Annotated in this window: 14 protein-coding genes; 13 read left to right on the forward strand and 1 reads right to left on the reverse strand. The window is 44.8% G+C overall.

The annotated features are described in order from the left end of the window. The first annotated feature begins 532 nt into the window (after positions 1–532). The 10 genes from trmB to QFZ51_RS02030 all read left to right on the forward strand — a co-directional run bounded on the left by trmB (position 533) and on the right by QFZ51_RS02030 (position 7,316). On the forward strand, positions 533–1,240 hold the full coding sequence (trmB, locus tag QFZ51_RS01985) for a tRNA (guanosine(46)-N7)-methyltransferase TrmB (protein ID WP_429042636.1): 708 nt from the start codon (positions 533–535) through the stop codon (positions 1,238–1,240). Positions 1,241–1,251: 11 nt separating this feature from the next. After that, positions 1,252–1,416, forward strand: a complete 165-nt coding sequence (locus tag QFZ51_RS01990; RefSeq protein WP_429042638.1) for a DUF5522 domain-containing protein — start codon at positions 1,252–1,254, stop codon at positions 1,414–1,416. Continuing rightward, entirely contained in the window at positions 1,343–1,765 is a 423-nt protein-coding gene (locus QFZ51_RS01995) for an MGMT family protein (RefSeq protein ID WP_429042641.1), read from the forward strand. The genes QFZ51_RS01990 and QFZ51_RS01995 overlap by 74 nt, the downstream gene beginning before the upstream one ends. A gap of 45 nt (positions 1,766–1,810) precedes the next feature. Next, positions 1,811–2,254 (forward strand): IPExxxVDY family protein, encoded by a 444-nt coding sequence (locus tag QFZ51_RS02000; RefSeq protein ID WP_429042644.1) that lies wholly within the window; start codon positions 1,811–1,813, stop codon positions 2,252–2,254. A gap of 87 nt (positions 2,255–2,341) precedes the next feature. Beyond that, positions 2,342–2,572 carry a 4a-hydroxytetrahydrobiopterin dehydratase gene (locus tag QFZ51_RS02005; protein WP_370908632.1) on the forward strand — a complete coding sequence of 77 codons (231 nt, stop codon included), beginning with the start codon at positions 2,342–2,344 and terminating at the stop codon, positions 2,570–2,572. A 20-nt stretch (positions 2,573–2,592) separates the two neighbouring features. After that, positions 2,593–4,677 carry a histidine kinase gene (locus QFZ51_RS02010; RefSeq protein ID WP_429042647.1) on the forward strand — a complete coding sequence of 695 codons (2,085 nt, stop codon included), beginning with the start codon at positions 2,593–2,595 and terminating at the stop codon, positions 4,675–4,677. Between the two features lie 29 nt (positions 4,678–4,706). Further along, on the forward strand, positions 4,707–5,459 hold the full coding sequence (locus QFZ51_RS02015) for a LytR/AlgR family response regulator transcription factor (RefSeq protein WP_370908634.1): 753 nt from the start codon (positions 4,707–4,709) through the stop codon (positions 5,457–5,459). Between the two features lie 246 nt (positions 5,460–5,705). Further along, on the forward strand, positions 5,706–6,353 hold the full coding sequence (locus QFZ51_RS02020; RefSeq protein ID WP_429042649.1) for a TetR/AcrR family transcriptional regulator: 648 nt from the start codon (positions 5,706–5,708) through the stop codon (positions 6,351–6,353). Between the two features lie 63 nt (positions 6,354–6,416). Beyond that, positions 6,417–7,022, forward strand: a complete 606-nt coding sequence (locus QFZ51_RS02025; protein WP_429042651.1) for an outer membrane beta-barrel protein — start codon at positions 6,417–6,419, stop codon at positions 7,020–7,022. A 120-nt stretch (positions 7,023–7,142) separates the two neighbouring features. Next, entirely contained in the window at positions 7,143–7,316 is a 174-nt protein-coding gene (locus QFZ51_RS02030; RefSeq protein WP_370908637.1) for a hypothetical protein, read from the forward strand. 73 nt (positions 7,317–7,389) lie between these two features. On the opposite strand, the gene rho is transcribed toward QFZ51_RS02030, so the two are convergent. After that, positions 7,390–9,102 (reverse strand): transcription termination factor Rho, encoded by a 1,713-nt coding sequence (rho, locus tag QFZ51_RS02035; protein ID WP_429051561.1) that lies wholly within the window; start codon positions 9,100–9,102, stop codon positions 7,390–7,392. Positions 9,103–9,549: 447 nt separating this feature from the next. Between rho and asnS the strand changes: the two genes are divergently transcribed. From asnS to QFZ51_RS02050, 3 genes are all read left to right on the forward strand, one after another. Beyond that, positions 9,550–10,989, forward strand: coding sequence for an asparagine--tRNA ligase (gene asnS / locus QFZ51_RS02040; RefSeq protein ID WP_429042654.1), 1,440 nt, complete (start codon positions 9,550–9,552; stop codon positions 10,987–10,989). Positions 10,990–11,392: 403 nt separating this feature from the next. Continuing rightward, positions 11,393–11,914 carry an ExbD/TolR family protein gene (locus tag QFZ51_RS02045; RefSeq protein ID WP_429042657.1) on the forward strand — a complete coding sequence of 174 codons (522 nt, stop codon included), beginning with the start codon at positions 11,393–11,395 and terminating at the stop codon, positions 11,912–11,914. 45 nt (positions 11,915–11,959) lie between these two features. After that, positions 11,960–12,916 (forward strand): isopenicillin N synthase family dioxygenase, encoded by a 957-nt coding sequence (locus tag QFZ51_RS02050; RefSeq protein ID WP_429042659.1) that lies wholly within the window; start codon positions 11,960–11,962, stop codon positions 12,914–12,916. Positions 12,917–13,267 lie beyond the last annotated feature (351 nt).

Genomic DNA, 13,267 nt, shown 5'->3' on the forward strand with positions numbered 1-13,267 from the left:
TTTACAATTTGTTTTTGATTGTTTTAAAGTTATATGCAAATATTTAAAAAATATCGAAAATTCCAAAATTCTTCTTAAAAAATTTGCAAGAAAGTCACCTTCTCTTTAGATTTGCATCATAATCATTACGAAAACGGCTCACGGAAAGCAACAGCTGGTAACGATTCAAACACATTGTGGGATGATGAAATTGGCAGACATGCCCTCTTGTCTCGAGGGTGGGGATCACAGGATAAACGTAGTATAATTGGGTTGACCACTAATCTTACTTGTGCTACAGCTAACTGCCCCGTGGAGGTTCGACTCCTCCTCCTACAGCTTAATTGGTTTAAAGAGCTCGTAAGTTATCATGCTTACGGGCTTTTTTTATTGGGGGAATGCGCAGCATTATTACAATGAACTGATTATCAATAAATTAGCAAAAGCAAATAAAGGCCTCAGCGAATTGAAAGAGTTCCCGGGAAAGTAAACTTCTTCCGCTCCCCTCCTGATCCCATTTATATTTTCTTCTTTCGGCTTACTTTTGCGGCAAATGGGACAAAAAAAATTACAACGATTTGCTGAAATCGAAACCTTCCCTAATGTATTGATATACCCGGGAGGTATGCAGGGAAAATGGAATGAATTCTTCAAAAACAGCCACCCTGTTACATTAGAGCTGGCCTGTGGCAAAGGAGATTATACCCTGGGCATGGCCCGGCTGTTTCCTGATCAGAATTTTCTGGGTGTGGACCTCAAGGGCAATCGCATCTGGAGAGGCGCCAAAACGGCACTTGAAGAACCACTGCCAAACGCGGCCTTCTTACGTACACAAATAGATAAGCTCCCTAATTATTTTGCGCCGGGAGAAATAAAGGACATCTGGATTACCTTCCCCGACCCCTTCCTGCGCAATTCCAAGTCGAAGAAAAGGTTAACGCATCCTAAATTCCTGCAGCTGTTCCAGCCGTTGCTGGCGCCGGGAGCCACCATCAACCTGAAAACGGACTCCCCGCAGCTGTATGCTTTCACGCAGGAAGTAATTGCCGCGGCCGGATGCACCCTGATAGAAGATATTCCTGATGTATATGCATTACCGGAAGTACCGCCGTTGCTGAAGATACAGACCTTTTATGAAGGCATGCACCTCGCCGATGGCAGAACGATCCGTTATCTCAAATTTCAATTGCCTGCTGCACCGTTGAACTGGCAAAGCATTAAACTGCCTTCCGATGAAGCAACCGTTGGTGGAGAAGATTGATTTTTACTATAATGCCCAGGGCTATATGGTATTTACCGAAAAATTCCCACCTCGACCGGGGCTTCTGTTGTGGCAATGGCTGTAAGCACTGTCCTTTTAATTATGAAAAAGTACCCGAACCCGAAAGATCAGCACTCCTTGCCCGTCGCAGGGACGAAGGAAAAGAAAGCCGCTGAGCCGGTTTCTTTTTTTGAAACGGTTTTTAAAATTGCACGTACCATACCGCGCGGCAGGGTAACCTCTTATGGCGCCATTGCCGACGCTTCCGGTTTAAAACTCACCGGCCGCATGGTAGGCTGGGCAATGAATGCAGCCGGCAGCGCCAAACCGGCTGTTCCCGCGCATCGTGTGGTAAACAGCAAAGGAGAACTCAGCGGCCGGAGTCATTTTGCCACCCCTACCCTGATGCAGGAACTACTGGAACAGGAAGGCGTAGTTGTAAAAGAAGATAAAATAGAAAATTTTAAAGCCGTATTTTGGGACCCGGGACAACCTTTAAAAAAGGGCAGTAAAAAGAAAGGATAAATTTTTATTCAACATCCGGACCCGGGTGCAGCGCTACTTTTCTATATGACAATACTCAAGCTTAAACTGGATAACGACCAATTGGTAGAGGACTTCTTTGAAAGTACCTACGTAATAGGCATTGCTTCCACCACGCGGGATTATCAGTTGTGCTGGCATATTAACCGGCAGTTGCATACCAATTTCAGGGTAAATAACAACCTGGAAATCGCCCTGTCTAAAAAAACAAGATCCTTTCATTTTCCCGTATTTGAGTTTCACGAACCTACCAACTCGGTAGCGCACTATTTTTACAACAATCGCTGCCAGGCAGAATTCCTGCTGCCGGAACTTAAACAGATCAATTTTCTGTGGATGATAAAGGGTGATTACTATCAACCCGGCGATGTAAAAAAATTATTAGAAGAATTACGCCTTGTTCCGCTTGTACAATTAGTATCTTTACTTGATATCAGAGATATCAAAAATAAGATGAACCTTATTTTTTAGAAGAGGCACAACGCATCAGCGGTAGTATTTTGACCAGATTCCATGACAGACCCGATGTTTTTTTACTTTTTAAATTCCTGATTTTTTATGTGGGAAGAAAGAAATAAACAGCTTTACCGGGCTTTTGAATTCAAAGATTTTCGGGATGCATTTGCATTTATGACCAAGGTTGCACTGATTGCAGAGAAAATGGACCACCATCCTAACTGGAGCAACGTTTATAATAAAGTGGAAATATTCCTGAGCACACATGATGCCGGTGATATCATCACCGCTAAGGATGAAGCAATGGCAAAAGCTATTGACAAATTGCTATAACCAAACTTATATTACACTTTGTGAAGCGCATTATTCTAATGCTGCTGTTGTATTGTTACACTGCAGAATCCTTTGCCACTGTAGATCGTACCCCAGTAGACACCCTGATCACTGATACTGCTTTCGCCCCCGCGAATCTGGACCTGCGGCCTTATATGTACGTGCTGACAGCCGGCGAGCAGCACCTGAGCCCGGAGCAGGCTGCCAACATGCCTTTTACCCGGCAGGAAAGCATCTTTCATAGTAATACCCAAAATAACGGACGGGTTAATAACTGCTGGCTGCGACTTACCGTAAAAAATAAAAGCAATAAACCACTCTCTTATCAGCTGTTTTCAGGCTGGCACGACTATATGTACTGGTATGTGCAAACGCCGGGTGATAAGCCCCGGCTATTGATGGAAACCGGTTTAATGCTGGATAAGGGGGGGGTGGAAAGATGGAACCACTACGCGTTTGCCGTACAGGTACCGGCAGGAGCGCTTCGCACGTTTTACCTTCACATCATCAATAAGTCGTACAACGAAGGCGCCCTGATGCCGGCACTCTTCAACACTGAAGCCTATGGCGTTTTCCGGGATAAACAACTGGATGGCTTCCGTAAGGAGGCCGTGGTAATCCAGGTATTGCTGGGTATGCTGCTGGTATTTTTCAGCATTTCCATTATTAATTATATCCAGTTACCCGACAAATCGTATATCTATTTTGCGACCTATATACTTGGGTTGATCCTCTTTTTTGCCTTACGGCTGGACGATAAGCCTTACCAATTGTCTTTTTTCCACCGCTGGCCCATGTTGAAATACTATTGGGACATTCCGGGCCTGCTGTTTTGCTTTTACCTGATGTACCTGCTATTTGGCAATGCCTTTCTTAACCTGACCGAGCGGTATCCTTTTATGGAACGGGCATTTACATGGGTAGCGGCAATAGTAGGGGGACTGATCATCCTATGCGTGTATTTCATCAGGATAGGCCAATACCATATGCCTACCATCATATACAGTTATGTATATTTTGTAACGCTGGTACCATTGCTGGCAGTATTTGTGGCACTGGCGCGGCGCTCCCGCCATCATCCGCTGGTGCGATTCTTTTTGTATGGATCCGTATGTTTATACCTGGCCTGTCTGGGCTCCTTCCTGATGCATGTGCGGCCACTGGGGCTGCTCGGCGCCCTGGGAGAACTGGCGGCGCCCACTATCCTGCTGATAGGCGGCGTATTGTTACAGGCCATGTTTTTCCTTGCGGGGCTGAGTTACCGCAATAAACTGGTACACCTGGAAAGAACCCGTACACAGGAACTCCTGATTAAGCAACTGAATAAAAATAAAGAGCTGCAGCGGAAGCTGAATGAGCAGCTGGAAGAGCTGGTAAAAGAACAAACCACAGAAATCCTGCGCAAAAAGCAGGAACTGGAGGAGCAGCGGAAAAAGCAACTGGAAACAGAATACGATAAGAAACTTACAGAAATTGAGCTCAAAGCCATCCGGGCCCAGATCAATCCGCACTTCATTTTCAACTGCCTGAATTCCATACAATTGTTTGTAATGCAGCGGGATTATGAGTATGCGCAGAAATATCTCTCCGATTTTTCTTACCTGATCCGTAAAACCCTGGACTTTTCCCGGCGTAATTTTATATCGCTGGCAGATGAAATTACCTATTTGAATACTTATCTTGGGTTAGAAAAGATGCGGTTTGAAAACCGGATGGAGTATGAAATAGTAGTAGACCCCGTGATTGCCACCGCCGAACTGGAAATCCCCGCAATGCTGTTGCAACCTTATGTAGAAAATGCCGTAAAGCATGGTATGACTAATCCCAAACAGCCAACAGGAAAGCTTTCCATTTACTTTAACCAGGTGGCGTCGGATATGCTGGAATGTGTGATCGCAGATAACGGAATTGGCATTGCACGTTCCAAATCATTGCGCATGCTGCCAAAGCATCATCAGTCGTCTGGCATGGAAATAAGCCAGAACCGTGCAGAGTTGCTGAACAAAATGTATAATACTGAAATCCATATAGAAATTATTGACAGATCATCTGAAGATGAATCGGACAGCGGCACGATCGTTAAAATACTGATCCCCCAGTTATAATTTAGTGTATCCGTTAATGTTACTTTTTTATGATAAAGGCTATTATAATTGATGACGAGAGAAACAGCCGGGACATCATTGCGTTAATGCTCGGTAAATACTGCCCCGAAATTACGATTGCCGACATGGCCTCCGACTGTGCGGATGGCATCGAAAAGATTAAAGCGCACCGCCCCGAACTGGTATTTCTTGACCTGGAAATGCCTGATGGCACCGGCTTCGACGTACTGGCCGGCACCCTACCCGACATTCCTTTTGAAGCAGTATTTGTAACCGCATTTGAAAAAAAGTTCCTCCATGTGATCCGCTTCAGCGATGTGGAACTGATATTGAAGCCTATTGACAAAGAAAGCCTGTTGCAGGCAGTGGCGCTCATAACAGAACGGATTAACACCGGCAGCAGCAAAGACCGCTACCGTGTATTACTGGAAAATTTTAATAATAGCAAACCGGTAGCCTGGCAGCTGTTGATCCCTGCTACTAACGGGGAGGCCTATACTATTAATATTCCCGCTATCGAATACCTGGAGGTAAAAGGCGATAACTGTATATTCCGTTTAAACTCCGGTAAGCTGATTACGGCAGTACAGTCGTTCCGCTACTATGCTGATCTTTTTACGTCCCTCCACTTCTACCAGATCAATAACAACCAGATGATCCAGATATCCAACATCAGTCACCTGGATGGCCCCTCGGGGAAGGTAGTGCTGAAAGGCGGTACCACATTAGATATCACTGAAAAAAGACAACGTGATCTGCTACACAAAATGGCACATCATTAGTCGTTCCGCTTCGTATATCCCTTCCCGGTAATTATACAATTTCAATTTTTCCGGGGTCATACTTTCGATTTAGTTAACGATTTGCCAACGTTTTTGTGAACGTGTAAGTATTTCGATGGGTTTTCTTTCGTTTTAATGTGTTGCGTGAAGGGTACGTAACAATTTCTTAACAAAAAAATTTGGTGGTTTTAGTTTTGGTCGTACATTTGACCCGCAAAACGAAATAGTCAAACAGTCAGTTTTGGTTTGCATCATACTATGGCGGAACAGGACCTGAAACGAACGATGATTCTGGAAGCGGCGTTAAAGCGCTTCAAGCGGTTTGGGTTGTCGAAAACCACCATGGAGGAGATAGCCAGGGATCTGGAAATTTCAAAAGGCTCTTTGTATTATTATTTTTCAGATAAAGAATCCATTTATGTGGCGGTGGTAGAGCGTATGATAGCCGATTGTTTTATTGACATGTCGGCATATGTGGAAGAAGCACGATGCACCGCGGATATCATGGATCGCTACCTCGCATTGAAGGAAAAAATGTTGCTGGAGTATCATTTTCTGTTTGGTGTAAACGAATGGATCAAGGATGTTCCTTCCAGCCGGATGCGGCAAACGATTGAGTTGCTGCAGCAGGTGGAAATATCTTTTCTCTCAGCTACCATTTCGAAAGGGGTGAGCAGCGGGGAACTCAACAAAGACACGGATACGGAGCTCACGGCGCAGCTGCTGGTAAATGTATTATTCGGTTTATGGGTAATATGGTGCAAGTGGCAGGCAGCAGGTTTTGATCCGCACGACCGGGAAGCGCTGAAATGCTTTATGGCTCGTGAAAAACAAGTACTGACCATTTTTTTTAATGGCTTAAGATATCGACCAAACATCAACCAGGGTTGCTAGAACGTATGTAGAAGAACCAATAACACAGGAATAGTTTTAATGAATATTTAAATTTAACGACAGATGAAAAAGTTGATTGTATTGGCCGCAGTAGCACTGTTCGGCACACAAGTAGCAAAGGCTCAGTTTTCGAAAGGCGATGTAATTTTAGGAGGTAATCTGAATGTTACGACCAGCTCACAGAAAGTAAAAGACACAGACAACAAAACCACCAGCACTTCCTTCGGTATCAGCCCGAAAGTTGGTGTGGCACTGACTCCTAACTGGGTTATCGGTGTATTTGCAAGATCAGAATTCAGCAACGACAAAAATGTTGCAGGTGTTAAAACCAAATCATCCGATATCACTCCGGGCGTTTTTGTTCGTAACTACCACATGATCGGTGAAAGCAAATTTGCATTCTTCGCTGAAGCCAATGCCGGCTACCACTTTGGTACAGACAAAACTGATGATACAAAAACAGCTACTTACAACGGTTTCTCCGTGAGAGTATTGCCTGGTATCACTTACTTCGTAAGCAAACATTTCATGCTGGAAGGTGCATTCGGTGGTCTGAGCTACGCTTACGATCAGAAGAAAGCAGAACCAACAGGTGTTAAAACCAACACCAGCACTTTTAACTTCGATTTCCCTAAAGAATTTCAGGTTGGTGTAAACTGGATATTCTAAGCATCATATGATGTTTTACGTAAGATAGTTATAAGGTTAGATAGATTGGATAATCCCGCCGCAGTAATACTGTGGCGGGATTTTTGCATTTGTATGGATATTCTCTTAAAACAACCTGTCATGCGAAACCTAAAACTTGTACTGTCGCTTTTTGCAGCTGCCATCATTTACAGTGGCTGTGTAACTACTCATCCCGGAGGCAATCCGCATGGACTACCACCCGGTCAGCAAAAAAAGATCTATGGCACTAAATCCGCCAAACCATTTGCACCCGGCCAGCAGAAAAAACAATAGCCAGTATCTTATAAAAGCAAAACCCGTTACGGTTGTCCGTAACGGGTTTTTACTTTTATAAGATAACCTGTTTCTAGCTGTTCATAGAGATCAGGAATTCTTCGTTGTTTTTGGTTCCGCGCATATGTTGCAGCATGAAGTGCATAGACTCATCTGTGTTCATATCACCAAGGTGGTTGCGCAGGATGTGGATACGTTTCAGGGAATCTTTATCCAGCAACAGGTCATCACGACGGGTAGAAGATGCAGAAACATCGATCGCCGGGAAGATACGTTTGTTAGCCAGTTTACGATCCAGCAACAGTTCCATGTTACCGGTACCTTTAAATTCTTCGAAGATCACCTCGTCCATTTTAGAACCGGTGTCGATCAATGCGGTAGCCAGGATGGTCAGTGAACCACCATGTTCTATTTTACGTGCCGCACCGAAGAACTGTTTTGGTTTCTGCATGGCGTTAGCTTCCACACCACCGCTCAGTACTTTACCGGAAGCAGGTGCCACGGTATTGTGCGCTCTGGCGAGACGGGTAATGGAATCCAGGAGGATTACTACATCATGACCACATTCTACCAGGCGTTTTGCTTTTTGCAGCGCGATGGCAGATACTTTCACGTGTTTTTCAGCTGGTTCATCGAAGGTAGAGGCAATCACTTCTGCCTTTACGCTGCGCTCCATATCTGTTACCTCTTCCGGACGCTCATCGATCAGTACCACCATCAGGTAAATTTCCGGGTGGTTGGTAGCGATGGCGTTGGCTACTTCCTTCAGTAACATGGTTTTACCTACTTTAGGCTGCGCTACAATCAGTCCGCGTTGTCCTTTACCAATAGGCGTAAACATATCCATGATACGCGTGGAGTAGTTATTCGAAGTAGTGGTTAATCTCAGTTTTTCGAAAGGAAACAGTGGTGTCAGGTAATCGAAAGGTACACGGTCGCGTACTTCTTCCGGCGACTTGTTGTTAATTGTTTCCACTTTCAGCAAAGCAAAGTACTTTTCCCCTTCTTTAGGCGGACGTACAGAGCCTTTCACGGTATCGCCGGTTTTGAGGCCGAAGAGTTTAATCTGCGACGGAGATACGTAAATATCATCCGGGGAACTGAGGTAGTTATAATCGGAAGAGCGGAGGAAACCGTAGCCATCGGGCATCATTTCCAGTACGCCTTCACTTACAATAACACCATCAAATTCTATATTGAAAACTGGTTCTTTCTTGTTAGGGAAGCGGTTCTTCTGTGCTGCAGGCGCTACCGGGATTTCTCCGGGTACTACAAAATCGTCGTCTTCATCCAGCTCATCTTCTGCCGGAGGAATCACTACCACTTCTTCTTCCTCTTCCGGATCTTCGTCTTCTGTAAAAGAAGGGATAATGATATCATCATCATCATCGAAAGTGAGAGAAGGAATGCTGTCCAGGTCTATTTCAAAATCTTTTATTTTAGGTTTGGCAGAAGATACCGGTTTCTCGTCTTCCTCATTATCTTTTGATTTCGTTCCGGTAGCTTTTTTTGCTGCTGGTTTCTTAGCAGCCGGTTTTTCTTCAGCGTGAGCAGGTTCTTCAGCAGCGTTGTTTGCTTCGTCTTTCTTTACAGGTTTGCGTTTGCGTGCTTTCTTTTCGTCTCCGTTGGATTGGTTATCTTCTGAGGCTAATACTGCTTGTTTATCAAGAATTTTGTAGATGAGGTCCTGTTTGTTCAGTTTTTTTGCGTTGGGAACGTCCAGTTTCTCTGCAATATCAAGCAGCTCAGGAACGAGCATGTCGTTCAGTTGTAAGATGTCGTACATCATCTGTGTTGTCAAATTTTAGAAGTGTTGTGAGGCGGGTACCACTGCATACCAACATACACCAATTACAAATAATTGTTTTTGAGTCAATAAATTTAATTAGCTTATTAAATTTGATAGGGAATGATTGAGTTTAGGAACTGCCGATGAAGATGGAAAAATGAACTTAATCAGGCAGAATATACCGCAAGATTAAAACAAGTTTTACTATTATCCAAAAATATTTAAGTGCAAATTGCCCCAAAGTGGCCCCTAAAACCGCTCTTCCCCGGGCTGTATCGTACTGTTAGCCGGGCGCCCAAACCCTTGTTTATACTGGGGTAGCGCCTGTTTAACCCCTCTTTTTTAACATTTCCTTTGCAGTGGCATCCCGGAAAAAGGCCGGAACCCGTACTACCTACTATGAAGTTTTCCACTTATTTTTGCAGTCCTAAAATTATATATATTATGAGCCAAAGGGTGAAAGTCAAGCAAATCTTGTCAGACGACAAGGCGCATTACGAAGTTACAGTTAAGGGTTGGGTGCGTTCATTCCGCAACAACCAGTTTATAGCTTTGAACGATGGCTCCACCAATAATAATTTACAAATTGTAATTAATACTGAGGATACGGACCCCGCGCTGCTGAAGCGTATCACTACCGGCGCGGCTATCAGCGCCACCGGCGAAATTATACCATCCCTGGGTAAAGGGCAGAAAGTAGAATTAAAAGCTACCACCCTGGAAATACTGGGCGATTGTGATCCGGAAAAATACCCGCTGCAGCTGAAGAACAAGCCCAGCCTGGAATACCTGCGTGAAATAGCGCATCTGCGTTTCCGTACCAATACCTTCGGCGCCATCTTCCGGGTACGTCATGCACTGGCATTTGCAGTACACCGCTTCTTTAACGATCGCGGATTCGTATACCTGCACACGCCTATTATCACCGCTTCCGACGCAGAAGGCGCCGGTGAAATGTTCCGTGTAACCACGCTGGACATGAAAAACCCTCCCCTGACCGAAAACGGCGATATTGATTACAAAGAAGATTTCTTCGGTAAATCCACCAACCTCACGGTTTCCGGGCAACTGGAAGGCGAACTGGGTGCTATGGCATTTGGTGATATCTACACCTTTGGCCCAACTTTCCGTGCTGAAAATTCCAACACAGCCCGCCACCTGGCGGAGTTCTGGATGATTGAACCGGAAATGGCCTTCTATGAGCTGGAAGATAATATGGACCTGGCGGAAGCATTTATCAAGTCTGTTATCGGATATGTACTTGATAACAATCGTGATGACCTCGACTTCCTGGCTAACCGCCTCACCGAAGAAGATAAACAAAAACCACAGCAGGAACGCAGTGAGATGGGCCTGATTGAAAAGCTCGAATTTGTACTGCATAACGAGTTTGTACGTATTACCTACACAGAAGCCATCGACATCCTGAAAAACAGCAAGCATAACAGGAACAAGAAGTTCCAGTACCTGATCGAGGACTGGGGCGCCGACCTGCAGAGCGAGCACGAACGCTACCTGGTAGAAAAACACTTTAAGAAACCGGTGATCTTAACCGATTATCCTAAAGAGATCAAGTCTTTCTACATGAAGCTCAACGACGACAATAAAACCGTACGGGCAATGGATATCCTGTTCCCCGGCATCGGTGAAATGGTAGGCGGTTCACAGCGTGAAGAGAACTACGACAAACTGGTAAAACGTATGGAAGAAATGCACGTACCAGTAGAAGAACTAAGCTGGTACCTGGATACCCGCCGTTTTGGTACCGCACCACACGCAGGCTTTGGCTTAGGCTTCGAACGCCTGATGCTGTTTGTTACCGGCATGACGAACATCCGCGATGTAATCGCCTTTCCGCGGACCCCGAAGAGTGCGGAGTTCTAGCGGATTTTGTCTTTCTCGCTGATTACGCTGATTATACTGATTACTTTGATTTTACTTTTTGATTTTTTAAAGGATTTTATAGATGATTAAGGGAGATAGAAGCGTTCTGCTTTTGTCTCCCTTCTTCATTTTTCTCATCTTATTAATCATCTTAAAAAAATCAAAAAGTAAAATCAAAGTAATCAGTATAATCAGCGAGAAAGACAAAACCCGATCTTATCTCCCCGAAATACCTTACAACAAATGGTTGGAAAATCAGTGTAATCAACATAATCAGCGTAATCCTGAGCCAAGACAATTTAAAAGCGCCGAAGGCGCCCCGTATTTATGGAAACCCGCCGCCGCCGCATCTATAACAATGAAAGCGCTTTCAACCAATTTCGTTTAACCTAAACCGTTATATATGGCTGAAATGAACACTGCTCCGCAACAGGGTAAAAGGGGAACCCGCAGCAATAAAAAATCCACACGTGTAGATATGACACCTATGGTAGATCTGGGCTTCCTGCTGATCACCTTTTTTATGCTCACCACCACCATGGCCAAACCCAAAACAATGGATTTGATTATGCCAAAAGACGATGAGGATCCGATGTCGTTGCCGGCAAAAAAAGCGCTGACAGTAATCCTTGGTCCGGACAACCGTATTGCCTGGTATGAAGGTATTGGCGACGATCCCGCTATGCCGCCACAGGTACACTATAGCAGCTATGCCAATCACAATGGTATCCGGGAGGTGATCATGGCAAAGAAGGCTGCCGTGTATGAAGCTTTCCATAAAAACGAACTGATGGTACTGATCAAAGCACACCAGGCGTCGAACTATAAAAATGTGGTGGATATGATGGATGAAATGCTCATCAATAAAGTAGACCGCTACGCCGTGGTGGATATTAACGATAAAGAGGCCGGCTACTTCAAATGAGCTATTTTTCCCTACCTTTATCGCTCCAAAACAACAATTCAAAATATGGCAACTACCCACTCTATCCCCTCAGTGGACCTTGCAGACTTCACTTCCGGAGATGCAGGGCGAAAAGCAGCCTTTGTGCAGCAGTTAGGTAAGGCTTATGAAGAAGTTGGTTTTGTAGCGGTAAAGAATCATGGGATTCCTGACGATCTGATTGCAGACCTCTACAAATACGTACAACAATTCTTCCAGCTCCCCGCTGACACCAAACATCAGTATGAAATTCCGGAGCTCGCCGGGCAACGCGGTTATACCTCCTTTGGTAAGGAACACGCCAAAGGTTATGACGCGCCGGACCTGAAGGAATTTTTCCAGTTTGGGCAAACGGTAGAGGACAACGATCCTATCAGCTCCGAATACCCTGCCAACGTACAGGTGGCGGAAGTGCCGGAGTTTACGCCTACCTTCTTTAAAGCATACCGGGGATTTGAGAAATCCGGCAGGTACCTGTTACAGGCCATCGCCCTGTTCCTGGGACTGGAGGAAAACTATTTTGATGATAAAATCCATAACGGTAATTCTATCCTGAGAGCCATCCATTATCCTCCTATTACGCAGGAGCCGAAATCGGCTATCCGTGCGGAGCAACATGAGGATATCAATCTCATCACTTTACTGGTGGGCGCTTCTGCCGATGGCTTGCAGATCCTGGATAAACAAGATAACTGGGTACCGGTTACCTCGCTGCCGGAACAGATTGTAGTAAATGTGGGAGATATGCTGCAGCGGTTAACGAATAACCGTTTGAAATCAACCACACACCGGGTGGTAAATCCTCCCCGCGAAATGTGGAATACTTCCCGCTATTCGATTCCCTTCTTCTTGCATCCTAAATCCAATATGAAACTGGACAGCCTGGAAAGCTGCGTTACTGCAGAGCACCCGCTGGCATATGAGCCCATCACCGCCGGTGAGTACCTGGATGAACGCTTACGCGAAATAGGTTTGAAAAAATAAAGCTATTACATAGCAAAGTCCCGGTAAAATTGTTTACCGGGACTTTATAAATATCCTGCGTATAAGCAAGTTTCTTCTTTAACGGTTCTTCCTGATATGGTTATTCTTTAGATCCGAACATTTTTCATGCCGGTGGGTGATTAACCTGTCTGACAAACTGATACAACGGACAAAAGGCCATATTCGTTATAATAGTCACCGATATTACAAGTATTGTGCCTTTATTGTTTTGGGGATTTCCGATATTAGCAGCACCGTTGTATTTTGTCCGGATATTTGATTACCTTATAACCTGTCCAATCGGCATACACTAAAATAAACTGTGCTTCTACGTCATATACCTTTTCTTAA

This window comes from Chitinophaga sp. W3I9 (genome assembly GCF_050434025.1).
In the GTDB taxonomy this organism is placed as follows: Bacteria; Bacteroidota; Bacteroidia; order Chitinophagales; family Chitinophagaceae; genus Chitinophaga.

Excerpts from the sequence above, each read along its gene's own strand:
- trmB (WP_429042636.1), top strand. The coding sequence starts at position 533 with ATGGGACAAAAAAAATTACAACGATTTGCTGAAATCGAAACCTTCCCT.
- QFZ51_RS01990 (WP_429042638.1), top strand. The coding sequence starts at position 1,252 with ATGCCCAGGGCTATATGGTATTTACCGAAAAATTCCCACCTCGACCGG.
- QFZ51_RS01995 (WP_429042641.1), top strand. The coding sequence starts at position 1,343 with ATGAAAAAGTACCCGAACCCGAAAGATCAGCACTCCTTGCCCGTCGCA.
- QFZ51_RS02000 (WP_429042644.1), top strand. The coding sequence starts at position 1,811 with ATGACAATACTCAAGCTTAAACTGGATAACGACCAATTGGTAGAGGAC.
- QFZ51_RS02005 (WP_370908632.1), top strand. The coding sequence starts at position 2,342 with ATGTGGGAAGAAAGAAATAAACAGCTTTACCGGGCTTTTGAATTCAAA.
- QFZ51_RS02015 (WP_370908634.1), top strand. The coding sequence starts at position 4,707 with ATGATAAAGGCTATTATAATTGATGACGAGAGAAACAGCCGGGACATC.
- QFZ51_RS02025 (WP_429042651.1), top strand. The coding sequence starts at position 6,417 with ATGAAAAAGTTGATTGTATTGGCCGCAGTAGCACTGTTCGGCACACAA.
- QFZ51_RS02030 (WP_370908637.1), top strand. The coding sequence starts at position 7,143 with ATGCGAAACCTAAAACTTGTACTGTCGCTTTTTGCAGCTGCCATCATT.
- rho (WP_429051561.1), bottom strand. The coding sequence starts at position 9,102 with ATGTACGACATCTTACAACTGAACGACATGCTCGTTCCTGAGCTGCTT.
- asnS (WP_429042654.1), top strand. The coding sequence starts at position 9,550 with ATGAGCCAAAGGGTGAAAGTCAAGCAAATCTTGTCAGACGACAAGGCG.
- QFZ51_RS02045 (WP_429042657.1), top strand. The coding sequence starts at position 11,393 with ATGGCTGAAATGAACACTGCTCCGCAACAGGGTAAAAGGGGAACCCGC.
- QFZ51_RS02050 (WP_429042659.1), top strand. The coding sequence starts at position 11,960 with ATGGCAACTACCCACTCTATCCCCTCAGTGGACCTTGCAGACTTCACT.